Annotated in this window: 13 protein-coding genes (1 of these 13 running past the window's edge); 8 read left to right on the top strand and 5 right to left on the bottom strand. The window is 76.6% G+C overall.

The window, feature by feature from the left end; genetic code table 11:
• Nucleotides 1–75: 75 nt before the first annotated feature.
• A complete protein-coding gene (locus ACQP1P_RS34140; protein WP_433077300.1) occupies nucleotides 76–579 on the bottom strand; it encodes a hypothetical protein in 504 nt (167 codons plus the stop codon).
• 150 nt (nucleotides 580–729) lie between these two features.
• Here ACQP1P_RS34140 and ACQP1P_RS34135 point away from each other — a divergent pair, with 150 nt between their 5' ends.
• On the top strand, nucleotides 730–1458 hold the full coding sequence (locus ACQP1P_RS34135) for a SanA/YdcF family protein (RefSeq protein WP_433077298.1): 729 nt from the start codon (nucleotides 730–732) through the stop codon (nucleotides 1456–1458).
• A 110-nt stretch (nucleotides 1459–1568) separates the two neighbouring features.
• Here the strand turns inward: ACQP1P_RS34135 and ACQP1P_RS34130 are convergent, their stop codons facing one another.
• Genes ACQP1P_RS34130 through ACQP1P_RS34115 form a run of 4 tightly spaced genes read right to left on the bottom strand, consistent with a single transcriptional unit; the run spans nucleotide 1569 to nucleotide 5427 of the window.
• Nucleotides 1569–2588: a zinc-binding dehydrogenase gene (locus ACQP1P_RS34130; protein ID WP_433077296.1), complete on the bottom strand. Its 1020-nt coding sequence runs from the start codon at nucleotides 2586–2588 to the stop codon at nucleotides 1569–1571.
• A 9-nt stretch (nucleotides 2589–2597) separates the two neighbouring features.
• On the bottom strand, nucleotides 2598–3389 hold the full coding sequence (locus tag ACQP1P_RS34125; RefSeq protein ID WP_433077294.1) for an ABC transporter ATP-binding protein: 792 nt from the start codon (nucleotides 3387–3389) through the stop codon (nucleotides 2598–2600).
• Nucleotides 3386–4381 (bottom strand): FecCD family ABC transporter permease, encoded by a 996-nt coding sequence (locus tag ACQP1P_RS34120; protein WP_433077292.1) that lies wholly within the window; start codon nucleotides 4379–4381, stop codon nucleotides 3386–3388. The genes ACQP1P_RS34125 and ACQP1P_RS34120 overlap by 4 nt, the downstream gene beginning before the upstream one ends.
• The gene (locus ACQP1P_RS34115) at nucleotides 4378–5427 is read right to left on the bottom strand and encodes a FecCD family ABC transporter permease (RefSeq protein WP_433077290.1); all 1050 of its coding nucleotides are present in this window, start codon (nucleotides 5425–5427) and stop codon (nucleotides 4378–4380) included. The genes ACQP1P_RS34120 and ACQP1P_RS34115 overlap by 4 nt, the downstream gene beginning before the upstream one ends.
• 125 nt (nucleotides 5428–5552) lie before the next feature.
• Here ACQP1P_RS34115 and ACQP1P_RS34110 point away from each other — a divergent pair, with 125 nt between their 5' ends.
• From ACQP1P_RS34110 to ACQP1P_RS34080, 7 genes are all read left to right on the top strand, one after another.
• Nucleotides 5553–6575, top strand: a complete 1023-nt coding sequence (locus ACQP1P_RS34110) for an iron-siderophore ABC transporter substrate-binding protein (RefSeq protein WP_433077288.1) — start codon at nucleotides 5553–5555, stop codon at nucleotides 6573–6575.
• A 21-nt stretch (nucleotides 6576–6596) separates the two neighbouring features.
• Nucleotides 6597–7169 (top strand): GNAT family N-acetyltransferase, encoded by a 573-nt coding sequence (locus ACQP1P_RS34105; protein WP_433077286.1) that lies wholly within the window; start codon nucleotides 6597–6599, stop codon nucleotides 7167–7169.
• Between the two features lie 28 nt (nucleotides 7170–7197).
• Nucleotides 7198–7446, top strand: a complete 249-nt coding sequence (locus tag ACQP1P_RS34100) for a phosphopantetheine-binding protein (protein WP_433077284.1) — start codon at nucleotides 7198–7200, stop codon at nucleotides 7444–7446.
• Nucleotides 7443–8939, top strand: a complete 1497-nt coding sequence (locus ACQP1P_RS34095) for a tryptophan 7-halogenase (protein WP_433077282.1) — start codon at nucleotides 7443–7445, stop codon at nucleotides 8937–8939. The genes ACQP1P_RS34100 and ACQP1P_RS34095 overlap by 4 nt, the downstream gene beginning before the upstream one ends.
• Nucleotides 8936–9139 carry an MbtH family protein gene (locus ACQP1P_RS34090; RefSeq protein WP_433077280.1) on the top strand — a complete coding sequence of 68 codons (204 nt, stop codon included), beginning with the start codon at nucleotides 8936–8938 and terminating at the stop codon, nucleotides 9137–9139. The genes ACQP1P_RS34095 and ACQP1P_RS34090 overlap by 4 nt, the downstream gene beginning before the upstream one ends.
• A 73-nt stretch (nucleotides 9140–9212) precedes the next feature.
• Nucleotides 9213–23816: an amino acid adenylation domain-containing protein gene (locus ACQP1P_RS34085; RefSeq protein WP_433077278.1), complete on the top strand. Its 14604-nt coding sequence runs from the start codon at nucleotides 9213–9215 to the stop codon at nucleotides 23814–23816.
• Nucleotides 23813–25902 carry the 5' end (the start) of an amino acid adenylation domain-containing protein gene (locus tag ACQP1P_RS34080; RefSeq protein WP_433077276.1) on the top strand. The gene runs 9199 nt beyond the window's last position, so the window shows 2090 of its 11289 coding nt (coding positions 1–2090); the start codon lies at nucleotides 23813–23815; the stop codon falls past the right edge of the window. Before ACQP1P_RS34085 ends, ACQP1P_RS34080 begins: the two co-directional genes overlap by 4 nt.

Genomic DNA, 25902 nt, shown 5'->3' with positions numbered 1-25902 from the left:
CCGCGCGGGCCCGCGCCCGCGGCGGGTGCGGGCTGATCGGCGCCACCAGCTGGTCGGGGCCGGCGCCGCGCGGTGTCAGTTGCCGCCGCGGCCGGTGTCCATGACCTTCGCCGACGCCTTGACCTGAGCCTTCCTGGTCTGCTTGCCGCCGGTGGTGGTGATCGTGTACGTGTGCGTCTCGACGCTGCCGACCGGGCCGCCGCAGGAGAAGGTGAACGTCTCCGTGCCGCTCGCGGGGTAGTTGCCGTAGCTGCCGGGCAGGTCCGGGTTGTCCACCGACAGCCCGATCCCGGTCGCGCCGGTGACCTTCCACTTGATGATGACGGGTACGGCGTCGGCGCGGTACACGGCGGTGCCCTCGGGGCACTTCGGCTGCTGGACGATCTTGAACTCGACGATCTTCGTGTCGCCCTTGGGCTTGCTCTGCTTCGTCGGGCTCGGCTTGAGCGACGACGTGGCGCCGGCCGGCACCATGGCCGGGGCCTCGGCCGGCTCGTCAGCGGAGCAGGCGGCGGTGCCCATGCCGGCGAGGGCGATCGCGGCGACGGCCGTGGCAAGGCGGGCGGTCGGACGGTGCATGGCGTGCCTCCCGGCATCGGTGGGGTCGTGCATCGATACGTCTGACGCTAGGGCCGGGCCGGTCGCCGGTGATCCAGGATTCGTGCCACGACCGGCCCGGACCCGTTCCAGGCCGTTCCGGCCCTTGCCGGGCCGTGACATGCTGCCCGCATGGCGAACACGGACACGGCACCCGGCGAGGCCGCGGCACCGCGGCCGGCCCGGCCGCCCCGCCGCCGGCGCCGGGTGCTGCTGCGCCTCGCGGCCGTGGCGGTGCTGCTCGTCGCGGTGGTGATGGTCCCGACGGTGTGGGTCCACGCGGCGTCCTCCGGGCGCCTCGTCGCCGTCGCGCAGGCGCCCGCCGCCGACGTCGCGATCGTCTTCGGGGCCCAGGTCGCGCCCGGCGGCCAGGACCCGATGACCTTCCTGCGCAACCGGCTCGACAAGGCCGCCGAGCTCATCGCCGCCGGCAAGGCGAAGGCGCTGCTCATCTCCGGCGACGCGCACGGCGGCTCGGGCAACGAGGTCCGGGTGATGGGCGACTACCTCGCCCAGCACGGCGTCGACCGGTCCCGCGTCGTCGTCGACCCCTACGGCCTGGACACCTACGACACCTGCCGCCGCGCGCACGACGTCTACGGCGTGACCAGGGCGCTGCTGGTGAGCCAGGACATCCACCTGTACCGTGCCGTCACCCTCTGCCGCCGCGTCGGCGTCGACGCCTGGGGCGTGCCGTCGGGGTGCGACGGCTGCCGGCAGCTCACGATCTGGAAGAACCGCGCCCGGGACGTCGGCGCGGCGTGGAAGGCGGCCTGGGACGCCGCGCGTCTGCGCCCCCCGGCCGTGCAGTCCCCGCCGGACCACAGCCTGGCCGACGCGATCGCCGCCCACACGCCCTGACGCCGGGCCGACCTTCGCCGCCGGGTCCGGGACGCTCGCGCGGCTACCGGCCCGGTGCCTGGTGCCCGGTGGCTGGTGCGCGGTGCCCGGTGCCCGGTGCCCGGTGCGGGTCAGGGCCCGGCCGGCTCGATGAGGACCTTCAGGCCCTTGCGGGCGTTGGCGACGGGGAACGCCTCGGCCACCGAGGTCAGCGGGTAGCGGTGGCTCACCAGGGACCGCACGTCCGCCCGGCCGCCGGTGACGAGGGCGATCGCCCGCGGGTACACCTCCGGCATCCGCCGCACCATCGCGAACGTGAGGCCCTTGCGCCGGGCGGCCGCCGCCGGGAACGCCGACGTGTCGGTGCTCGGGATGCCGCCGAGCACGACCCGGCCGCCGGGGCGCACCACGGTGACGGCGGCCTCGATGGCGGCGTCGGTGCCGGCGATCTCGAAGGCGACGTCGGCGCCGCGGCCGTCCGTGAAGTCCGCGAGGGCCTCGGCGAGGCTTCCCTCGGCGGGATCGAGCACGACGTCCGCGCCGTAGGCGACGGCGGCCATGCGGCGGTGGGGGAGCGGGTCGGTGGCGAGCACCCGGGCGGCGCCGGCGGCCCGGGCGACCTGGATCAGCAGCAGCCCGATCGGGCCGCAGCCGAGCACCGCGACGTCGGCGCCGAGGGGCACGTGGCCCAGGTCCACCGCGTGGACGGCGACGCCCAGCGGCTCCAGCATCGCGCCGTCGGCGTCGGTGAGGGCATCGGGCAGGGGGTGCATGCGGTCGGTCGGCCACGCCACGTACCGCTGCAGCCCCCCGTCGCGCTGCCCGTGCCCGGCGAAGACGATGTCGCGGCAGAGGTTCGGGTGCCCGGCCCGGCACAGGTCGCAGCGGTGGCACGGGATGGCCGGGTCGATCGCGACGCGCACGCCGTCCAGCGCCCCGCCGCGCACGACCCCGGCCATCTCGTGCCCGCCGACGATCGGGTGCGCGATGCGGGCGTCGCCGATGCCGCCCTCGGCGTACCAGTGCAGATCCGACCCGCACAGCCCGACCGCGGTCACCTCGACGAGGCTCTCGCCCGCGCCGGGCACGGGCACGGGCTCCTCGGCCAGCCGGACGTCCCCGGCCGCGTGCAGTCGCGCGCTGAGATTCACACCGCAACTCTAGGCAGCAACGCTCGGCAGTGGGACCACGAGCGGCGTCCCCGTCGCCGGGTCCGGGATCACGAGCGCCTCCAGCCCGAAGACCGACGACAGCAGCTCGGGGGTGATGACCTCCGCCGGCCCGCCCTGCGCCACGATCGCGCCGCCGCGCATCGCCACCACGTGATCGGCGTAGCGGGCGGCCAGGTTCAGGTCGTGCAGCACCATCACGATGGTCCGGCCGCGCTCGCGGTGCAGCCGCGCCACCAGGTCGAGCACGTCGATCTGGTGGGACAGGTCCAGGTAGGTCGTCGGCTCGTCCAGCAGCAGGATCTCGGTGCCCTGGGCGAGCGCCATCGACAGCCAGGCGCGCTGGCGCTGGCCGCCGGAGAGCGTGTCGACGGGGCGGCCGGCGAGGCCGAGCATGTCCGTCCACTCCAGCGCCTCGGCGACGATCGCCTCGTCCGCGGCCGACCACTGGCGCAACCAGGTCTGGTGCGGGTGGCGGCCGCGCATGACGAGGTCGGCGACGGTGAGCCCGTCCGGCGCGACCGGGCTCTGCGGCAGCAGGCCGAGGACCCGGGCCACCTCGCGGGTGGGGATCCGCTCGATGCGCCGCCCGTCCAGGAGCACCTCGCCGGCCCGCGGGCGCTGCAGCCGGCCGAGCGCGCGCAGCAGCGTGGACTTGCCGCAGCCGTTGGGCCCGACGACGGCGGTGACGGCGCCCGCGGGCACGTCGAGGTCGAGACCGTCGACGACGACCCGGTCGCCGTAGGCCAGCCGCAGCCCCCGGGCCTGAAGCCGAGTGGTCATGCCGAGTTCCTCCGGTTCGTGCGCACGAGCAGCCAGAGCAGGTAGGGGGCGCCCACGATCGCGGTGACGAGGCCGACCGGCAGCTCGCGCCCGGGCAGCACCGTGCGGGCGAGCAGGTCGGCGGCGACCACGAGCAGCGCGCCGAGCACGGCCGAGGTGAGCAGGGGCGGGCGGGAGCCGCCGCACAGGCGCAGCGCGACCTGGGGCACCACGAAGGCGACGAACTCGATCGGGCCGGCGGCGGACACGGCGGCCGCGGCGAGGGCGATCGCGGTCAGCACGACGGCCAGCCGCGCGAGCTGCAGCCGTACGCCCAATGCCCGCGCCACGTCGTCGTCGAACTGGATCGCCTTGAGCGTGAACCCGGTGGCCAGGGCCGCGGGCAGCAGCACGGCCAGGGCGACGGCGAGCGGGCGCACCCGGTCCCACTCGACGCCCGCGACCGAGCCGTTGAGCCAGACCGTGGCCCGGTGGGCGTCGACGATCTCGGCCCGCACCAGCAGCCACGACACGCCGCTCTGCACGATCTCGCCGACGCCGAGCCCGACGAGCACCAGCCGGTAGCCGTCGATGCCGCGGCGCCAGGCGAGCAGGTAGACGAGCGCGGCCGCGAGCAGCCCGCCGGCCAGTGCCGCGAGGGGCACCCCGGCCGCGCCGCCGCCCCCGAGCACGATGAGCGCGACGGCCCCGAGCGAGGCGCCGCCGGTCACGCCGAGCACGTCCGGGGTGGCGAGCGGGTTGCGGGCGAAGGTCTGGGTGAGCGCGCCCGACAGCGCCAGCGCCGCGCCCACGAGCAGGGCCGCGAGGATTCGCGGCAGCCGCAGGTCGAGCACGACCAGCCGCTGGCCGGGGGTACCGCCGCCGAGCAGGACGTCGACCACGGTGCCGGGCGGGATCGCGTAGCTGCCCCGCCCGACCGCGACCACGGCGACCGCGGCGGCCGCGGCGAGCCCCGCCACCCCGACGGCCGCGGCCCGGGCGTAGGGCCTCACAGCCGGACCATCCCGCGGCGGCGCCGCACGAGCGCGATGAAGAACGGCGCGCCGACGGCGGCCAGCACGATCCCGGTCTGCAGCTCCCCGGGGCTGACCACGACCCGGCCGAGCGTGTCCGCGACGAGCAGCAGCGCGGCGCCGGCCAGCGCCGAGCAGGGCACCAGCCAGCGGTGGTCGGGGCCGGTGAGCGTGCGGGCCAGGTGCGGCACGACCAGGCCGAGGAACGCGATCGGGCCGCACGCCGCGGTGGCCGCCCCGGCCAGCAGCACGATCGCCGCGACCCCGGCGGTACGGGCCGCGAGGACCCGCTGGCCGAGCGCGCGGGCGACGTCCTCGCCGAGGCCGAGCGCGTTGAGCGCGGGCGCGTTGACGAGCGCGAGCCCCAGCCCGGCCGCGATGAACGGGGCGACCTGGGCGGCGACGTGCGCGTCGCGGCCGGACAGCGAGCCGACGACCCAGAACCGGAACACGTTGAGGCCGGCGTCGTCGGCCAGCAGCATCGCCTGGGTCCACGAGGCCAGCAGCGCGCTGATCGCGAGTCCCGCCAGGGCGAGCGTGACCGGGGTCGGGCCGCCGCGCCGGCCCGCGGCGATGCCGAAGACGAGCACGCTGGCGAGCAGGGCGCCGGCGAAGGCGAACCAGATGTACCCGGCGAGGGTGCGGGTGCCGAGCTGGATGCCGACGACGACCATGAACGAGGCGCCGGCCGAGACGCCGAGCAGGCCCGGGTCGGCAATCGGGTTGCGGGTGTGGCCCTGCATGAGGGCGCCGGCGGCGCCGAGGGCGAGCCCGGCGAGCAGGCCGAGGATCGTGCGCGGCAGCCGCAGCTCGCGGACGATCGCCACGGCCTCGGGGGTCGCCGTGGCGGGGGAGACGATCGCCCGCGCCACGGCGGCGGGGCTCAGCGTCTGCGCGCCGACGGCCAGGCTGAGCAGCACCGCGGCGCCGGCCGCGACCAGCAGCACCAGCAGTGCGACGGCCCGCCGGGGGCGCCGGGCGGGCCGCGGCGGCGCGGCGATCACCCGGGGGACGACTACCGGCAACGTGGTCACCTCTATCGCTGAACGTCGAACAAAGGTTAGCCTAATCAAATATCGGGCGCGGTCTTGCTCTCAATGCGATCGGTAGCTTAGGTTAGCCTAACCTAACTTCGAACGTGAGGCCCGACATGACCTTTTCCCTGCGTCCCGCCCGCCGGTTCGCGGCGGCCGGGATCGCCCTCGCCGCCGGGGTCGCGCTGCTCGGCGCGTGCGGCGACGAGGCCCGGCGCGCGGACGTGGCCGCGACCGGCTCGGCGCCCGCGGCGGCGAGCTACCCGGTCGCGCTGACGCACAAGCTGGGGACGGCGCAGATCAAGGCCGCGCCGCAGCGGATCGTGGCCCTGTCCGACGCCGACCTCGACGCGCTGCTCATGCTGGGCGTGCAGCCGGTCGGCATCGCCGAGTCCGCGGGCGAGGGCGGTGTCACGCCGTGGGCCAAGCCGAGGCTGACCGGCGCGCCGGCGGTGCTCACCGCGGGCGACACCGGCTTCGACATCGAGAAGATCGCGGCGCTGAACCCGGACCTGATCCTCGCCGGCGGCGACTACTACATCAAGGACGAGTACGACAAGCTCAGCAAGCTCGCGCCGACCACCGCCTACGAGACCACCGGCCCCTTCGAGGACTCGTGGCAGACGACGCTGCGCCAGGTCGCCAAGGCCGTGGGCCGCACGGCCGACGCGGAGCGGATCGTCACCGACGTCGAGGCCAGGATCACCGGGGCCAGGTCGGACCACCCGGAGCTGGCCGGCCGGAAGTTCTCGCTGAGCCAGATGTGGGAGGCCGGCTCCATCGGCGTGCTGCGCTCCGACCGGGACGCCGGGGTCAAGATGCTCAACGACTTCGGCATGGTGCTGGCCCCGGGCGTGGCCGCGCTGCCGGGCGAGGACTTCGCGGCGCAGCTGAGCCTGGAGAAGGTCGGGGTGCTCGACACCGACGTGGTGCTCGTCTATTACGCCGAGGACGGCCTCAGGCCCCAGCTCGAGGGCAACGCGCTGTTCAAGGGGCTGACCGCGGTCAAGCGCGGCTCCTACGCGGCGCTGAGCGGGGCCCAGTTCTCCGCGCTGCGCACGCCGACGCCGCTGTCGGTGCAGTACATCATCGGCAACGTCCTGCCGGTGATCTCGGCCGCGGCCAAGGCGACCGGCTGAGTGTCCGGCCGAGAGGTGACGGTGGGCCTCGCCGCGGCGGTCGTCGCGGCGGGACCCCCGCCCGCCCCGGTCCTCGCGCCGCCGTGGGCGATCCGCCCGCTCGCCGCCGGGGGCGCCGACGCCGAGCTGGTCAGCCGGTGGATGGGCGAGCCGCACGTGGAGGCGTTCTGGCGCGCGGCGTGGCCGGCGCGGCGCTGGGCCGAGGAGCTCGCGGGGCAGCTGGCGGGCGAGCACTCGCGGCCGTACCTGGTCTCCTACCAGGGCGCCCCGCTGTCCTACGTGGAGATCTACCGAACCCCGCGGGACGTGGTCGGGCGGCAGTACGACGCCGACCCCTACGACCTGGGCGTGCACCTGGCGATCGGGGACCCCGGGCGGACCGGCCGGGGGCTCGGCCGCGCCCTGGTGCGCGCGATCGCCGAGGGCCTGGCCGTGGCCGACCCGCGCTGCCGGCGGGTGTTCGCCGACCCCGACGAGCGGCACGTGGCGGCCCGCCGGATGTTCGCGCGGGCCGGATTCCGGTCCATCGGCATCCACGATCTGGGCCACAAACGGGCCGAGCTGCTCTTTACCGCTGTCAATAATTTAGGTTAGCCTACCCTAACTGACTGAGAGGCGCCCAATGAACATCGAGCGGATGCGCGGCGACGTCGCCGAGGCGCTCGCCGAAGTCGCCGAGGAGCCCGCCGCGTTCGCCGACGACGACAACCTGATCGAGCTCGGCCTCGACTCGATCCGGCTGATGAGCCTGGCGACCCGCTGGCGCGCCGCCGGGTTCGAGGCCGGATACCTGGACCTGGCGATGGAGCCGACGGTCGCGGCCTGGGCGCGGCGGCTGGAGGCGTCGAACGTGGTGGAGGAGCGGCGTTGAGCCCGATCATCGAGAGCGCCGACGTCGTGGTCGTCGGCGGCGGACCCGGCGGGTCGACCGCCGCCACGCTGCTGGCCCGGCGCGGGCACCGGGTGGTGCTGCTGGAGAAGGAGACCTTTCCGCGGTACCAGATCGGCGAGTCCCTGCTCCCCTCGACCGTGCACGGCATCGGCCGGATCCTCGGCGTCAGCGAGGAGCTCGCGAACGCCGGGTTCACCGTCAAGCGCGGCGGCAGCTTCCGCTGGGGCACCAACCCGGTGCCGTGGAACTTCCTCTTCGCCGTGGCCCCCGAGCTGTCCGGCCCGACGTCGACCGCCTACCAGGTCGAGCGGATGAAGTTCGACGACATCCTGCTGCGCAACGCCCGCCGCAGCGGCGTCGACGTGCGCGAGAACAGCCCCGTCACCGACGTCGTCGCCGACGGGCAGCGGGTGCGCGGGGTGCGGTACACCGGCCCGGAGGGCAGCGAGCGCGAGATCCACGCGACGTTCGTCGTCGACGCCTCCGGCAACCGCAGCCGCGTGCACCAGCACGTCGGCGGCGAGCGCGTCCACTCCGAGTTCTTCCGGAACATCGCGCTGTTCGGCTACTTCGAGGGCGGCAGGCGCCTGCCCGCCCCCGACTCCGGCAACATCCTGTGCGCCGCGTTCGACGAGGGCTGGATCTGGTACATCCCGCTGTCGGACACCCTCACCAGCGTCGGCGCCGTGATCGGCCGCGAGCACGCGAGCCGGCTGCGGGGCGACCAGGAGCAGGCGCTGCACGGGTTCATCGACCGCTGCGCGATCGTCAAGGACATGCTGTCCGGCGCCGAGCGGGTCACCGAGGGCGTCTACGGGCAACTGCGCACCCGCAGGGACTACTCGTACACCAACAGCACGTTCCACCGCCCCGGCATGGTCCTCGTCGGCGACGCCGCGTGCTTCATCGACCCGGTCTTCTCCACCGGCGTGCACCTGGCCACCTACGCCGGCCTGCTCGCGGCCCGCTCGATCAACACCGTGCTCGCCGGCGACCTGGCCGAGGCGCGGGCGTTCGAGGAGTTCGAGGGGCGCTACCGCCGCGAGTACCGCGTCTTCTACGAGTTCCTCTCCGCGTTCTACGACATGCAGACGGACGAGGAGTCGTACTTCTGGAAGGCCCGCAAGGTCACCAACCTCGACACCACCGACCTCGAGGCGTTCGTGACCCTGGTCGCCGGCGCGCACTCCGGCGAGCGGGCCCTGGTGCGCAACTTCCAGGCCGCCTCGGACGACCTCGCCGGCGCGGTGGAGCGCACCGGCAGCATGCAGACCCCCTCCGGCGAGCGCATGCACCACCTCTTCGGCACCCCGGTGGTGCGCGAGCTGATGGCCGAGATGAACAGCATCCAGGTCCGCGGCGTGCAGGGCGAGGCGGCCCGGGAGCTGCCGCTGCTCGACGGCGGCCTCGTCCCGGCCCCCGACGGCCTGTCGTGGACCGACCCCGCCGCCCGTCTGGAGGAAGCGCGATGACCACCAACCCGTTCGAGGACGCCGACGGCCGGTACTTCGTGCTCGTCAACGACGAGCACCAGCACTCGCTGTGGCCGGCCTTCGCCGAGGTGCCGGCCGGCTGGCGGGTGGTGTTCGGCGAGGACGGGCGCGACGCCTGCCTCGAATACGTCGAGCGGCACTGGACCGACATGCGCCCGGCCAGCCTCCACACCTCGTAACGCGCCCGCACCCGCATCCCGCCGCGCCGGCCCCGGCGCGGCGGGCCCCGCGCTGCTCAAGGAGAGCCGCACCGTGACCGACCGTCTCGACCTCACCGGAGCCCAGGCCGGGGTCTGGTACGCCCACCAGCTCGACCCCGGCCCCGCGTTCACGACGGCCGCGTGCGTCGACATCGACGGCGACATCGACCCGCGGCTGTTCGAGCGGGCGCTGCGCCGGGTCGTCGGCGAGGCCGATGCCCTGCGCGTGCGGATCACGGCGGACGGGCGGCAGGAGATCGGCGAGCCGCGGTGGGAGCTCGAGGTCGGCGACGACGCCGGGGCCTGGCTCGCCCGGGACGCCACCGTCGACCTGGCGGCCGGGCCGCTCTTCGCGCAGGCGCTGATCCGGCGCGGTCCCGGGCGCTGGACGTGGTACCAGCGCTGCCACCACCTCGTGATGGACGCGTACACGTTCGCGCTCGTCGCCCGGCGCCTCGCCGCCGTCTACACCGCGCTGGCGGCGGGGGAGGAGCCGGCCCCGTCGCCGTTCGGCCGGCTCGCCGACGTCGTGGCCGAGGACGCCGCCTACCGCGCCTCCGGGCGCTTCGAGACCGACCGCGCGTTCTGGCGCGGGCACCTCGCCGGGATCGAGGTGCCCGACCTCGCCTCGGGCCCGGCCCGCCCCGGCCCCACGTTCCTGCGCCACCGGGTGAGCGTGGACGCGGCGAGCGCCCGCGCCGAGCCCGTGCTGGCCGCCGTCGCGCTCTACGTGCACCGGCTCACCGGCGCCGGGGAGGTCGTGCTCGGCCTGCCGATGATGGGCCGCCTCGGCTCCGTCGCCGCGAAGGTTCCCGTCACCGCCGTCAACGTGCTGCCGCTGCGCGTGGCCGTGCACCCCGCCGACACCGTCTCCGGGCTCGTGCGCCGGGTCGCGGCGGGCCTGCGGGCGATCCGGGCGCATCAGCGGTACCGCGGCGAGGACATCCGCCGCGACCTCGGGCTCGTCGGCGGCGACCGGCGCCTGGTCGGCCCCTGGGTCAACATCAAGCCCTTCGGCACCGTGCTGTCCTTCGCCGGTGCGCCGGGCTCGCCCCGCTACCTGTCCGCCGGGCCCGTCGACGACCTCTGCATCACCGTCGACGACCGGGGCGGGGACGCGCTCGACATCGTCGTCGACGCCAACCCCGCCCGGTACACCGAGCAGTCCCTCGCCGCCCACGCCGAGCGCCTGGCCGCCCTCCTCGCCGCGTTCGGCGCCGCCGGCCCGGACACGCCCACCGGCCGGCTCGGCCTCGTCGCCGCCCCGCCGCTCGCGGACACCGCGCATGCCCTGCCCGCGGCCGGATTCGCCGAGCTCTGGCGCGGCTCGGGCCCGGCCGTCATCGACGCCGACGGCGAGGTCAGCTACGCCGAGCTGCGGCGGCGGGTCGAGGCCCTGGCCGCCGGGCTGCACGAGCGGGGCATCCACAGTGGACGGACGGTCGCCGTCTGCCTGCCGCGCACCGCCGACCTGCTCGTCACCCTGCTCGCCGTGCAGCGCACCGGCGCCGCGTACCTCCCGCTCGACCCCGGCTTCCCGGCCGACCGGCTCGCCTGGATGCTGCGGGACGCGGCCCCGGCCCTGCTCGTCACCTCCGGCGCCGTGCGCGCACCGGCGACGGACGTGCCCGTGCTGCGCCTCGACGAGGGCGTTCCCGCCGCGGCGCGCCCGTGCCCGCCGCTGGAGCACCGGCCGCACGACGCCGCCTACGTGCTGTACACCTCCGGCTCCACGGGTCGTCCCAAGGGCGTCGTGGTGACCCGGGAGAACCTCGTCAACCTCCTGCTGGCCATGCGCGAGGAGATCCCCCTCGCCCCGCCCGACCGCCTGCTCGCCGTCACCACGGTGAGCTTCGACATCAGCGGCCTGGAGCTGTACCTGCCGCTGCTCGCCGGCGCCACCGTCGTCCTCGCGGCCAAGGAGACCGTGCGGGACCCCTCGGCCCTGGCCGAGCTCGTGCACCGGACCGGCGCGACCGTCGTGCAGGCGACCCCGACGCTCTGGCGGGCGCTGCTCGGCACGCCCGGCGGGGCCGCGGCGCTGTCCGGCCTGCGGGTGCTCGTCGGCGGCGAGGCCCTGCCGCCGGACCTCGCCGCCGACCTGCGCCAGCACGCGGCCGAGGTGACCAACCTCTACGGCCCGACCGAGACGACGATCTGGTCCACCGCCCACCGGCTCACCGACGACACCGTGAGCGTCGGCACGCCGATCTGGAACACCCGCGCCTACGTCCTGGACGCCGCGCTGCGCCCGGTCCCCGACGGCTTCCCCGGCGAGCTGTACCTCGGCGGCGCCGGCGTCGCCCGCGGCTACCTGAACCGCCCCGGCCTCACCGCGTCCCGGTTCGTCGCCGACCCGTACGCGTCCGGCGAGCGCATGTACCGCACCGGCGACCTGGCCGTGCGCCGCGCCGGCGGCACCTTCGACGTGCTCGGCCGCGTGGACCACCAGGTGAAGCTGCGCGGCTTCCGCATCGAGCTGGGCGAGGTCGAGGCCGTGCTCACCGCCGAGGCCGGCGTCCGGCGTGCGGTCGCGGTGATCCGCGAGGACAGCCCCGGCGACCGCCGCCTCGTCGCCTACGTCGTCCCGGAGTCCACTGTGGACACCTCGGCCCTGCGGCGGGCGGCCGCCGAGGCGCTGCCCGACTACATGGTGCCGTCGGCCGTCGTGGCGCTCGACGCGCTGCCCATCACCCCCAACGGCAAGCTCGACCGCACCGCCCTGCCCGCCCCCGACACCGTCGCCGGGGCCGTCGAGGCGGCCCGCGGCCCGCAGGAGGAGCTGCTCGCGGGCATCTTCGCCGAGGTGCTCGGCCGGCCCGCGGTGGGCGTGCGCGAGGACTTCTTCGCCCTCGGCGGGCACTCGCTGCTCGCCGCCCGGGTCGCCGCCCGCGTCCGCGGCGTCTTCGGCGCCGAGCTGGCCCTGCGCGACGTGTTCGACGCGCCGACGGTCGCGGCCCTGGCCGCGCGCCTGGACTCCACGGCGCGCCCCTCCCGCCCGCCCCTGCGCCCCGGGGCCGCGACCGGCGCGGTCCTGTCGCCCGCACAGCGGCGGCTGTGGTTCCTGGAGCGCCTGGAGGGGCCGAGCGCCACGTACAACCTGCCCCTGGCCGTCGACCTCGACGGCGCCCTGGACGTCGGCGCGCTGCGGGCCGCGCTGGGCGACCTGACCGCCCGGCACGAGCCGCTGCGCACGATCTTCCCCGAGCGCGACGGCCGGCCGGCGGCCCTGCTGCGCCCCGCCGGGGTGGAGCTCACCGTCGAGCCCGCCGGGTCCACCGTGGACCTCGAGGCGGCCGTACGGCGGCCGTTCGACATCACCCGCGACATCCCGGTCCGGGCGACGCTGTTCCCGGCCGGGCCGGACCGGCACGTGCTGCTGCTCGTCGTGCACCACATCGCCGGCGACGAGTGGTCGCTCACCCCGATGCTCGACGACCTCGCCACCGCCTACGCCGCCCGCGTCGAGGGCCGCGCGCCCGGCTTCGCCCCGCTGCCGCTCCGCTACGCCGACTACGCCGTGTGGCAGGCCGGCCTCCCCGTCGAGGAGCACGTCGGCTTCTGGCGCGACGCGCTCGCCGGGGCGCCGCAGACCCTGCGGCTGCCCGCCGACCGGCCCCGCCCGGCCGAGGCCGGCGCCGCCGGCGCCACGGTCGCGTTCCCGATCGCCCCGCAGCTGGAGGCGGCGCTGCGGGGCCTCGCCCGGGCGCACGGCGTCACGCTGTTCATGACCGTCCAGGCCGCCGTCGCCGCGCTGCTGTCCCGCCTCGGGGCCGGCGACGACATCCCCCTCGGCACCCCGGTCGCGGGCCGCCCCGACGAGGCCCTGGAGCGGCTGGCCGGGTTCTTCGCGAACACCGTGGTCCTGCGCACCGACGTGTCCGGCGACCCGACCTTCGCCGAGCTGCTCGGCCGCGTCCGCGCCGCCGACCTGGCCGCGCTCGCCCACCAGGACCTGCCGTTCGACCGGCTCGTGGAGGCGCTCAACCCGCACCGCTCGCTCGCGCACCATCCGCTGTTCTGCGTGATGGTGTCGTACCAGGCGCCGCTGCCCGCCGTCGCCGGCTTCCCCGGCATCCGGGCGACCCCGCGGCTGGTGGCCACCGGCACCGCCAAGTTCGACCTGACCTTCGACGTGGCCGAGCGCGGCGGCGGGCTGGCCGGGAGCCTCGAATACCGCTCGGACCTGTTCGACCCGGCCACCGCCGAGGCCCTGGCCGCCCGGTTCGTGCGGCTGCTGGAGGCGGTCACGGCCGCGCCCGACCGGCCGATCGGCGAGGCGGACCTGCTCGGCCCGGCCGAGCGCGCGGCCCTCTCCGGCGCCTGGCAGGGGCCGCGGCGGGCCATCGCGCCGCGGACGCTGCCCGAGCTGTTCGCGGCCCAGGCCGCGGCCCGCCCGGACGCGGTCGCCGTCGAGGACGGCGACCGCACCCTCACCTACGCCGAGCTCGACGCGCTGTCGAACCGCCTCGCCCACACGCTGCTCGCCGCGGGCGCCGGGCCCGAGCGGATCGTCGGCGTGCGGCTGCCCCGCTCCGCGGAGCAGATCGTGGCGCTGCTCGGGGTCGTCAAGTCGGGGGCCGCCTACCTGCCGCTCGACGTCGAGCACCCGGCCGCCCGCGTCGAGGCCCAGCTGCGCGACGCCTCGCCGGTCGCGGTGGTCACGGAGCTCGACGTCGAGCACCCGGCCGCCCGCGTCGAGGCCCAGCTGCGCGACGCCTCGCCGGTCGCCGTGGTGACGCGGCTCGACCTCGCGGCCGACGACTCCGCGCCGGTCGTCGACCTGCGGCCGGAGCACCCCGCCTACGTCATCTACACGTCCGGCTCGACCGGCCGCCCGAAGGGCGTCGTCGTCCCGCACGCCGGGCTCGCCGGGCTGGTCGCGAGCGTCCGCGAGGTCTTCGGCACCGGCCCCGGCACCCGCGCCGCCCAGTTCGTCTCGCCCGCCGTCGACGTGGCCCTCAGCGAGGTGGCCGCGTCCCTGCTCTCGGGCGGCACCCTGGTCATCGTCCCCGGCGAGGCCCGCCTCGGCGCGCCGCTCGGGGAGTTCGTCCGCCGGCACCGCCTCACGCACCTCGACCTGCCGCCGGCCCTGCTCGCGGCGCTGCCGGAGAGCGCCCTGCCCGCGGGCGTCACGGTGACGATCGGCGGTGAGGCGCCCCCGGCCGAGGTCGTGCGGCGGTGGTCGCGGGGGCGGCGGCTCGTCAACGCGTACGGCCCGACCGAGGCGACGGTCACCGCGACGACCTGGATCGCCGGCGACGGCCCGGTGCTGATCGGCCGGCCGGACCTCAACCGCACCGCGCACGTGCTCGACGCCCGGCTGCGCCCGGTCCCGCCCGGCGCCCCCGGTGAGCTGTACCTCGGCGGCGACGGCCTGGCCCGCGGCTACCTCGGCGCGCCCGCCCTGACCGCCGAGCGCTTCGTCGCCGACCCGTGCCGCCCGGGCCGGCGCATGTACCGCACCGGCGACCTGGTCCGCCGCACCACCGACGGCCGCCTGGAGTTCCTCGGCCGCACCGACGACCAGGTGCAGATCCGCGGCTTCCGGGTCGAGCCGGCCGAGGTCGAGGCGGTCCTGTCGGCGCACCCGGCCGTGGCCCGGGCGGTCGTGGTCCCGATCGAGCGCCGCCTTGTCGCCTACGTCGTCGGCGATGCCGGGGACCTGCGGGCGTGGGCCGCGGCCCGGCTGCCGGAGCACCTGGTCCCGGCGGCCGTGGTGGTCCTCGATGCGCTGCCGATGACGGCGGCCGGAAAGGTCGACCGGCGCGCGCTGCCCGCCCCCGGCGGCGCGACCGCTCCCGCCGCCGAGCCGCGCACGCCCGAGGAGGCCGTCCTCGCCGGTCTCTTCGCCGAGCTGCTGGGCCGCCCGGCCGGCGTCGACGACGGCTTCTTCGCCCTCGGCGGCGACAGCATCCTGTCCATCCAGCTCGTCTCCCGGGCCCGGGCGGCGGGCCTGCACATCGCCCCGCGCCAGGTGTTCGAGCACCAGAGCGTCGCCGCCCTCGCCCGGGTCGCCGAGCCCGTCGCGCCCGCGGCGGCGGCGCCGGGGGCCGGGATCGCGCCGGAGACCCCGATCATCGCCTGGCTGCGCGGGCTGCGCGCGGACGTGTCCCGCTACTCGCAGGCCCTGCTCCTGCGCACGCCGGCCGGCCTGACCCGCGACGACCTCGCCCGCGTCCTGCGCGCCGGGCTCGCCCCGCACGCGATCCTGGGCGCCCGCCTGGAGGCCGCCGGCGACCGCTGGCAGCTGCGCGTCCCCGAAGCCCCGTCCGACCCGCCGCTGCGCGTCGTCACCCACGGCGACGTCCGGGCCGAGCGGGAGGCGGCCGCCGACCGGCTCGACCCGGCGGGCGGGGTCATGGTGCAGGCGGTGTGGTTCGACCGCGGGGCCGAGGCCGGGCGCCTGCTGCTCGTCGTGCACCACCTCGTCGTCGACGGTGTCTCGTGGCGCATCCTCGCCGAGGACATCGCGGCCGCCGGGCGCGGGGAGACGCCCGCCGCCGCCGGCACGCCGTTTCGCGCCTGGGCCGAGGGGCTGCGCGCGGTCGTCCGGGACCGGGCCGAGCCGGGCCACTGGCGCGGCGTGCTCGCCGGGCCCGTGACCCGGCTCGGCGCCGTGCCGCTCGACCCGGCCCGGGACACCGCGGCCACCCTGCGGTCGGTCACCGTCACCGTCGAACCCTCCCTCGCCGGGCCGCTGCTGAGCTCCGTCCCCGGCACCTTCCGCGCCGGGGTGCAGGACGTGCTCCTCGCCGGGCTCGTGCTCGCCCTGGCCCGCCGCACCGGCTCGGCCGCCGAGCCGCTCGTCGCGCTCGAGGGCCACGGCCGCGAGGAGGCCCTGGTCCCCGGGGCCGACCTCGTGCGCACCGTCGGGTGGTTCACCAGCGAGTACCCGGTGCGGCTGCCGGCCGCGAGCGGCGGCCCGGCGGCCGTGGTCCGCGGGGTCAAGGAGCGGCTGCGGGCCGTGCCGGACGGCGGCGTCGGCTACGGCCTGCTGCCCCACGCCGCGGGGGCCGAGCCCGAGGTCCTCTTCAACTACCTCGGCCGGTTCGCCGGCGAGGCGGGCCGCGACTGGGGGATCGCCGACGAGCTGCCCGCCGCCCACGCGACCGCCGCGCCCGGCATGCCCGTCCGGCACCGCCTGTCGGTGCAAGCGTCCACGCTGGACACCGCCGGCGGGCCGGTGCTGCGCGCCGAGTTCTCCTACCCCGCCGCCGCCCTCGCCGACGAGGAAGCCCGGCGCATCGCCGACGACTGGTTCGCCGCGCTCGTCGCGATCAGCGCCGCCGTGCACGAGCCCGGCGCCGGCCGGCTCACCCCGGCCGACGTGCCCCTCGCCGGCCTCGACGCCGCCGAGCTGGACGCGCTCGGCACCGGCGGCCCCGCCGGCGGCCTCGCCGACGTGCTGCCGCTGTCCCCGCTGCAGGAGGGCCTGTACTACCTGGCGAGCGCCGGCGAGCAGCCGGACGTCTACACGGTGCAGCAGGTCTACACCCTCGCCGGGGCCGTCGACGCCCAACGGCTGCGGGGGGCGGCGGCGGGGCTGCTGGAGCGGTACCCGAACCTGCGCGGCGGCTTCGCCCGCACCGCCTCCGGCCGCGCGGTGCAGACGATCCCGGCCACCGCCCCGGTCCCGTTCACCGAGCTGGACCTGAGCGCCGCGGCGGACCCGGCCGCGGCCCTGGCCGAGCTGGCCCGCGCCGAGCGCGGGCGCCGCTTCGACCTGTCCGCGCCGCCGCTGCTGCGCTTCGTGCTCGCCCGCCTCGGCGACGGCGACTTCCGGCTCGTGCTCACCCAGCACCACCTGCTCATGGACGGCTGGTCGGGCCCGCTCGCGATGCGGGACCTCTTCGCGCTCTACGCGGGCCGGCCGGGTCCGGCGCCGCGCCCCTACCGCGACTACCTGGCCTGGCTCGCCGCGCAGGACCGGGCCCCGAGCGAGCGGGCCTGGCGCGACGCCCTCGACGGCGTCGACGAGCCGACCCTGGTGGCGCCGGGCGCGAGCCCCGCGGCCGTGCTGCCCGAGGTGGCCGAGCTGGTCGTCGACCCCGCGCCGCTGACCGAGCTGGCCCGCGCCCACGGGCTCACCCTCAACACCCTCGTGCAGGGGGCCTGGGCGCTGGTCCTCGCCGAGCTGACCGGGCGCACCGACGTCGTCTTCGGCGCCACCGTGTCCGGGCGCCCCGCCGGGCTGCCGGGCGTCGAGGACATGGTCGGCCTGTTCATCAACACCGTGCCGGTGCGGGTGCGGCCCCGCCCGGACGACACCTGGGCCGGGTTCCTCGCCCGGCTGCAGGCCGAGCAGGCGGCGCTCCTCGACCACCAGCACCTGGGCCTCGCCGACCTGCAGCGCCTCGCCGGCGCCGGCGAGCTGTTCGACACGCTGACCGTGTTCGAGAGCTACCCGACCGGCGGCGCGGCCGCGGACGTGCCCGGCCTCGCGATCGGCGGCGGCATCCCGGTCGACGCCACCCACTACCCGCTCAGCCTCGTCGTCGTCCCCGGCGCCCGGCTGCGGCTGCGCCTGGAGCACCGCCCGGACCTCTACACCCGGCCGGCGGCCGAGGGCATCCTGGCCCGGTTCGCCGAGCTGCTGCACACCGAGGCGGGCACCGTCCTGGCCCGCCTGTCCACCGTGGAGCACGTCGAGCCGGGTCCGGCGATGGCGGTCGCGGCCGGGACCATCCTCGACGCCTTCCGGGCGACGGTGCGCCGGACACCGGACGCGACCGCGCTGGTCTGCGACGGCGAGCGGCTGACGTTCGCCGGGCTGGCCGAGCGTGTCGACCGGCTGGCGCGGGTGCTGGTGGCGCGTGGTGCGGGGCCGGAGCGGACGGTCGCGGTGCTGTTGCCGCGGACGGTGGATGCGGTGGTGGCGTGGCTGGCGGCCTTGCGGTCGGGTGGCGTCTATCTGCCGATCGACGTGGGCTATCCGGCGGAGCGTGTCGCGCTGCTGCTGGCTGACGCTTGTCCGGCCGTGGTGGTGACTCCGGAGCTGCTGACCGAGGACGCGGACGCCGACCTGCCGGTGATCCACCCGCGGACGGGCGCGTATCTGATCTATACGTCGGGGTCGACGGGTCGGCCGAAGGGGGTGGTGGTCGAGCACGCGAGCCTGATGAACCTGTTCCACCATCACCGTGAGCATGTGATGCCGGGCCGCCGGGTGAAGGCCGCGTTGTCGGCGGCGACGGTGTTCGACACGTCGTGGGAGGGTGTGCTGTTCCTGGTCGCCGGGCACGAGCTGCACCTGCTGGATGACGAGACGCGCCGGGATCCGGAGCTGTTCGTCGGCTACGTACGCGAGCACGGCATCGACTTCCTGGACGTGACGCCGTCCCTGGCCGGACCGCTGGTCGCGGCGGGGTTGCTGGACAATCCGCCGGCGCTGGTCGCGTTGGGTGGGGAGGCGGCCGACCCGAAGATCTGGACGGCCCTGCGCCAGGCCACCACCGCGATCAACCTTTACGGGCCGACCGAGTGCACCGTCGACACGCTCATGGCCCGCCTCGCCGACACCGAGACGCCGTCGGTCGGCCGGCCGATCGCCAATACCCGCGCCTATGTGCTCGATGCCTGGCTGCGGCCGGCCGTGCAGGGCGAGCTGTACCTGGCCGGGGCTCAGCTCGGCCGCGGCTACCTCGGTCTGCCCGGTCTGACGGCGGTCCGGTTCGTGGCCGACCCGTTCGCGCCCGGTGAGCGGATGTATCGCACCGGCGACGTGGTCCGCCGCACCGACTCCGGCGCCCTCGATTTCGTGGGCCGGGCCGACGACCAGGTGAAGATCCGCGGCTTCCGCATCGAGCCCGGCGAGATCGCTGCCGTGCTGCTGGAGCACCCGGACGTGTCGCAGGCCGTCGTCGTCGCGCACGACGGCCGCCTCGTCGCCTACGTCGTCGGCGGCGCCGAGCACCTGCGCGCGTGGGCGGCGGCAAGGCTACCCGGCCCCCTCGTCCCCGCGGCCGTCGTCGCGCTCGACCGCATCCCGGTCACCGTCGCCGGCAAGGTCGACAAGCGCGCCCTGCCCGCGCCCGGCTTCGCCGCCCTCGCGGGCGACTCCGCGCCCCGGAACCCCGCCGAGGAGATTCTCTGCGGCCTCTTCGCCGAGGTGCTGGGCCTGCCCGGCGTCGGCGTCGACGACGACTTCTTCGCCCTCGGCGGGCACTCGCTGACCGCGACCGCGCTCGCCGCCCGCGTCCGCGCGGTCTTCGGCACCGCGCTGCCGGTGCGGGCCGTGTTCGACGCCCCCACCGTGGCCCGGCTCGCCGCGCGGCTGCACACGCTCGCCGGGCCGGACGCCGGCCCGCAACTGCGCCGAGCCGCCCGGCCCGGGCACCTCCCGCTCTCGCCGGTCCAGCACCGCCTGTGGCTGCACCACGAGCTGCACGGGCCCGGCCCGACGTACAACGTGGCCTTCGCGCTGCGGCTCACCGGCCCGCTCGACACCGGCGCGCTGCGGGCCGCCCTCGGCGACGTCCTCGACCGGCACGAGAGCCTGCGCACCGTGTTCCCGACCGTCGACGGGAGGCCGGTGCAGCGCGTGCTGCCGGCGGTACACCCGGAATGGACGCTGCAACGGTGCACCGAGGCGGCCCTGCCCGGGCGGCTCGCCACCGCGGCGCGGCACGGCTTCGACCTGGCGGGCGAGCCGCTGATCCGGCCGCACCTGTTCACCCTGCGCGACGACGAGCACGTGCTGCTGCTGCTCCTGCACCACATCGTCACCGACGAGTGGTCGCAGGGGCGCATCGTCGCGGACCTCGGCACCGCCTACGCCGCGCGGACCCGCGATCGGGCCCCGGACTGGGCGCCGCTGCCCGTGCAGTACGCCGACTACGCGCTCTGGCAGCACGAGCACCTCGAGCACGTACAGCCGCGGCAGCTGCGGTTCTGGCGGGACGCCCTGGCCGGAGCGCCCACCGAGCTCGCGCTGCCCACCGACCGGCCCCGCCCCGCGCAGCCGTCCCACGCCGGCGGGATCGTCACCTTCGACGTGCCCGCCGACACCCACCGCCGCATCCGCGAGCTGGCCCGGCGCACCGGCGCCACCACGTTCATGGTGGTCCAGGCCGGCCTGGCCGCGCTGCTGCACCGCCTCGGCGCCGGCGACGACATCCCGCTCGGCAGCCCCGTGGCCGGCCGCGCCGACCAGCGCCTCGACGAGCTCGCCGGGTTCTTCGTCAACACCCTCGTGCTGCGGGCCGACCTGTCCGGCGACCCGGCGTTTGCCGAGCTGCTCGCCCGCGTCCGCGCCGCCGACCTGGCCGCGTTCGGCCACGCCGACGTGCCGTTCGACCGGGTGGTGGAGGCGCTCGACCCGGAGCGGTCCCTCGCCCGCAACCCGCTGTTCCAGGTGATGATCGCGTTCCAGCACGTGCCCGCCGCGCGGCCGGGGCTGCCGGGCCTGACCACCGAGCCGGTGCCGATCGACACCGGCGTCGCCCAGTTCGACCTCGGCGTCGTCGTCACCGAGCACGACGGCGAGGACGGGCTGCGGGGCGTGCTGGAGTACAGCGCCGACCTGTTCGACCCCGCGACCGCTGCCGCGCTCGCCGACCGGCTCGTGCGCCTGCTCGCCGCGGCCGTCACCGCACCGCAGCGGCGCATCGGCGAGCTCGACGTGCTCACCCCGGCCGAGCGGCGCGCCATCGCGTCCGGCTGGCAGGGCCCGCGCGCCGCCACCCCGCCGTCGACGCTGCCGTCGCTGTTCGCGGCCCAGGTCGCCCTCCACCCGGCGGCCGTGGCGATCGAGGACGGCGCGCTGACCCTCACGTACGCGGAGCTGGACGCCCGCACCGACCGCCTCGCGCGCCGGCTCGCGAGGCGGGGCGCGGGCCCGGAGCGGATCGTCATGGTGCTGCTGCCGCGCTCGGCCGACCTGTTCGTCGCCGAGCTGGCGATCGCCAAGGCGGGCGCGGCCTACCTGCCCGTCGACCCGTCGTACCCGGCCGAGCGGGTCGCCCTGCTCGCCCGGGACGCCGCGCCGGTGCTGGCGGTCACGCGCGGCGGGCCCGTCCCGGACGGTCTGCCGGTCGTCGGCCCCGGCGAGGGCGACGACGACGGGCCGCTGGCCGGGCCCGCCCCGGCCGACGCGGCGTACGTCATCTACACCTCGGGCTCGACCGGCCGCCCGAAGGGCGTGGTCGTCCCGCACGCCGGCCTCGCCGACCTCGCGGCCACGTTCGCGCGGCAGTGGCGGGCCGGCCCCGGCTCCCGCATCGCCCAGTTCGCCTCGCCCGCCTTCGACGTCACCGTCGCCGAGCTGGCGATCAGCCTGCTGCGCGGCGGCACCCTCGTCATCGCGCCCGAGGAGTCCCGGCTGGGCGCGCCGTTCGCCGAGTTCGTCCGCGACCGCGGCATCACCCACTTCGCGCTGCCCCCGGCCGCCCTCGCCGCGCTGCCCGCCGGCGTCGTGCCGCCCGGCGTCACCGTCGTCACCGGCGCCGACCGCTGCCCGCCCGACCTCGTCGCCCGCTGGACGGCCACACACCGGATGCTCAACGCGTACGGCCCGACCGAGGCGACCGTCAACTCCACCTACTGGGAGTGCGAGCCCGGCGGCCCGGTCCTCATCGGCCGGCCCGACCACAACAAGCGCGCCCACATCCTCGACGCCGCCCTGCGCCCGGTGCCGCCCGGCGTCCCGGGGGAGCTGTACCTCGCCGGCGCCGGACTCGCCCGCGGCTACCTGGGCCGGCCCGCCCTCACGGCGCAGCGGTTCGTCGCCGACCCGTACGCGCCCGGCGAACGCATGTACCGCACCGGCGACCTGGCCCGCTGGACCCGCGACGGGCAGATCGAGTTCCTCGGCCGCACCGACGACCAGGTGAAGATCCGCGGCTTCCGCATCGAGCCCGCCGAGGTCGCCGCGGCGCTGGCCGAGCACCCGGACGTCACGCGGGCCGTCGTCGTCCCGCACGAGGGCCGCCTGGTCGCCTACGTCGTCGGCGGCGCCGGGGACCTGCGGGCGTGGGCGGCGGCCCGGCTGCCCGACCACCTCGTGCCCGCGCTCGTCGTGCCGGTGGACCACATCCCGGTCACCGTCGCCGGCAAGGTGGACCGCACCGCCCTGCCCGAGCCGGTGTTCGCGCGCACCGCCGCGCCGGCCGCGACCGCCGGGGAGCGGCTGTTCGCGGACCTCTTCGGCGAGCTGCTCGGCCTCGACGACGTCGGCGCGGACGAGGGCTTCTTCGCCCTCGGCGGCGACAGCATCGTGGCGCTGCAGCTCGTCGCCCGCGCCCGCGCGGCCGGCCTGGAGCTGTCGGCGCGGCAGGTGTTCGAGCACCAGACGGTCGCGGCCCTGGCCGCCGTCGCCACGCCGTGCGCCGCGGTCGTGGACGAGCCGGCCGGGGCCGCGTACGGCCCGGTCCCGCTCACCCCGATCGTCGCGTGGCTGCGCGGGCTCGGCGCGCCGATCGACACCTTCGCGCAGGCGCTGGTGCTGCGGGTGCCGGCCGCCCTGACGCGCGAGCGGCTCGCCGCGGCGCTGGCGGCGATCGTGGACCGCCACGACGCCCTGCGGGCCCGCTGGAGCGACGACGGCCTGGTCATCCCGCCGCCGTCCGCGATCGACGTCCTGCGGCTCGCGACGGGAACCCTCGCCGGGGAGCACGCCGCCGCGGTCCGGCGCCTGGACCCCCGCGCCGGGCGGATGCTGCAGGCGGTGTGGTTCCCGGCCGGGCACCGCCTGCTCCTCGTCGCCCATCACCTGGTGGTCGACGGCGTCTCGTGGCGCGTCATCGCCGGCGACCTCGCCGCGGCCGCCGCCGGCCGCGACCTGGCCCCGGTCCGGACGTCGCTGCGCACGTGGGCGACCGGCCTCGCCGCCCTCGACCGGACGGCGGAGCTGCCCTACTGGCGCTCCACACTGGACGGACACGGCGCCGAGCCGGTCCGGGCCACCGTCGGCGACCAGCGGGACCTGACCCTGCGGCTGCCCGCGGAGGAGACCCGGCCGCTGCTCACCACCGTGCCGGAGGCGTTCCACGCCGGCGTCCAGGACGTGCTGCTGGCCGGGCTCGCCCTCGCCGTGCGGCAGTGGCGGCCGGAGACGGCCGAGAGCGGGGTGCTGCTGCGCCTGGAGGGCCACGGCCGCGAGGAGCACCTCGTCCCCGGCGCCGACCTGTCCCGCACCGTCGGCTGGTTCACCGTCGACTACCCGGTGCGCCTCGACGCCGGCGGCGACGACCCGGTCACGGCGCTCAAGCGGGTCAAGGAGCAGCTGCGGGCGGTACCGGAGCACGGCATCGGCTACGGCCTGCTGCGCGAGCGCCTCCCGGCCGCGGCCCCGCCGATCCTGTTCAACTACCTCGGCCGGCTGGCCGCGGGCGCGGACGACGACTGGGTGGCCGCGCCGGAGGGCGACGCGCTCGGCTCCGGGCTCGACCCCTCGTTCCCGGTCGCGCACGCCCTGGAGCTCAACGCGGGGACCCTCGACCTGCCGGGCGGCCCGGAGCTGGACGTGCGGCTGACGTACGTCCGCGGCGTCCTGGACGAGCACGACGTGCGCCGCCTCGGCGAGCTGTGGCGCGCGGCCCTGCACCGCCTGCGGGCCGCCGCCCCGGACGGCGGGTTCTCCCCATCCGACCTGAGCCTGGTCTCGCTGAGCCAGGACGAGATCGACGAGTTCGAAGACGAGTGGAGGCTCTTGTGACCAGCCCGGCCGGACTGCAGGACATCCTGCCCCTGTCGCCGCTGCAGGAGGGCCTGTACTTCCTGTCCGCCTACGCCGACGGCGAGCCGGACGTGTACGTCGTGCAGCAGGTCCTCACCCTGGACGGCCCGCTCGACGCCGACCGGCTCCGGGCCGCGGCCCAGGCCGTGCTCGACGGGCACGCGAACCTGCGCGCGGCGTTCCGCCCCCGCAAGGCCGGCCAGCCCGTTCAGCTGATCCCGGCGCACGTGCCGGTCTCCTTCACCGTCTCGGACTCCCCGAGCGCGGCCGACGACGAGCTGCGCCGGCCGTTCGACCTGGCCCGGCCGCCGCTGCTGCGCTGGGTCCTCGTCCGCGAGGCGCCCGAGCGGCACCGGCTCGTCCTCACCGCGCACCACATCCTGCTCGACGGCTGGTCGGCCCCGCTGCTCGTACGCGACCTGCTCACCCGCTACGCGGGCCGGGAGCCGGTCCGGACCCGGCCCTACAAGGAGTACCTGGCCTGGGTGGCCGGCCAGGACCGGGCGGCGGCCGAGTCCGCCTGGCGCGCCGCGCTCGACGGCCTGGAGGGCCCGACGCTCCTGCGCCCGGACGCCGGGCCGGTCGCGGCCGCCCCGGAGACGATCGAGCTGCGGGTCGGCGCGGCCGCGCCCGCCGCCTGCGCCCGCGACCTGGGCGTCACCGTGAACACCGTCGTGCAGGGGGCCTGGGCGCTCGTGCTCGCCGAGCTGACCGGGCGCACCGACGTCGTCTTCGGCGCCACCGTGTCCGGGCGACCCGCGGGCCTGCCCGGCGTCGAGGACATGATCGGCCTGTTCATCAACACCGTGCCCGTGCGGGTGCGGCCCCGCCCGTGCGACACCTGGGCCGCCTACCTCACCCGCCTGCAGGCCGAGCAGGCCGCCCTGCTCGACCACCAGCACACCGGCCTCGCCGCCGTCCAGCGCCAGGCCGGGCTCGGCCCGCTCTTCGACACCCTGCTCGTCTTCGAGAGCTACCCGCTCGACGAGGAGGGCGTCCGCGACCTGGAGCGCGCCGCCGGGCTGCGCCTCGCCGAGGTGACCGGCCGCGACGCCACCCACTACCCGTTCACCCTCACGGTGATCCCGGGCGAGACGCTGGTCCTGGGGGCCGAGTTCCGCCCCGACGTCGTGGACCGCGCGACCGCCCGGCGCATCCTGGTGCGCCTGGCGGAGCTCCTGACGACCGCACCGGACACCGTCCTGGCCCGGCTGGCCACCGCGGAGCCGGTGGCGAGCGGCCCGGCGACGGAGGTCCCGCCGGGCACGATCCTCGACGAGCTGGCCGCGACCGTGGCCCGCACGCCCGGCGCGACCGCGCTGGTCTGCGACGGCGAGCGGCTGACGTTCGCCGGGCTGGCCGAACGCGTCGACCGCCTGGCCCGCGTGCTGGTCGCGCGTGGTGCCGGCCCCGAGCGGACGGTCGCGGTGCTGCTGCCGCGGACGGCGGACGCGGTGGTGGCGTGGCTGGCGGCCATGCGGTCGGGTGGCGTCTATCTGCCGATCGACCCCGGCTACCCGGCCGAGCGCGTCGCGCTGCTGCTGAACGACGCTTGTCCGGCCGTGGTGGTGACCCCGGAGCTGCTGACCGAGGACGCCGACGCCGACCTGCCCGCGATCCACCCGCGTAGCGGCGCCTACCTGATCTACACGTCGGGGTCGACGGGCCGGCCGAAGGGGGTGGTGGTCGAGCACGCGAGCCTGATGAACCTGTTCCACCATCACCGTGAGCACGTGATGCCGAGCCGCCGGGTGAAGGCCGCGTTGTCGGCGGCGACGGTGTTCGACACGTCGTGGGAGGGCGTGCTGTTCCTGGTCGCCGGGCACGAGCTGCACCTGCTGGATGACGAGACGCGCCGGGATCCGGAGCTGTTCGTCGGCTACGTACGCGAGCACGGCATCGACTTCCTGGACGTGACGCCGTCCCTGGCCGGACCGCTGGTCGCGGCGGGGTTGCTGGACAATCCGCCGGCGCTGGTCGCGTTGGGTGGGGAGGCGGCCGACCCGAAGATCTGGACGGCCCTGCGCCAGGCCACCACCGCGATCAACCTTTACGGGCCGACCGA

The organism is Dactylosporangium sp. CA-052675 (assembly GCF_050947935.1).
Taxonomy (GTDB): Bacteria; Actinomycetota; Actinomycetes; order Mycobacteriales; family Micromonosporaceae; genus Dactylosporangium.
The sequence above is the reverse complement of the archived record's forward strand: the minus strand, read 5'-3'. Positions and strand labels throughout refer to the sequence as shown.

Coding starts and splice junctions, on each gene's coding strand:
- ACQP1P_RS34140 (WP_433077300.1), bottom strand. CDS start 579: ATGCACCGTCCGACCGCCCGCCTTGCCACGGCCGTCGCCGCGATCGCC.
- ACQP1P_RS34135 (WP_433077298.1), top strand. CDS start 730: ATGGCGAACACGGACACGGCACCCGGCGAGGCCGCGGCACCGCGGCCG.
- ACQP1P_RS34125 (WP_433077294.1), bottom strand. CDS start 3,389: ATGACCACTCGGCTTCAGGCCCGGGGGCTGCGGCTGGCCTACGGCGAC.
- ACQP1P_RS34110 (WP_433077288.1), top strand. CDS start 5,553: ATGACCTTTTCCCTGCGTCCCGCCCGCCGGTTCGCGGCGGCCGGGATC.
- ACQP1P_RS34100 (WP_433077284.1), top strand. CDS start 7,198: ATGAACATCGAGCGGATGCGCGGCGACGTCGCCGAGGCGCTCGCCGAA.
- ACQP1P_RS34090 (WP_433077280.1), top strand. CDS start 8,936: ATGACCACCAACCCGTTCGAGGACGCCGACGGCCGGTACTTCGTGCTC.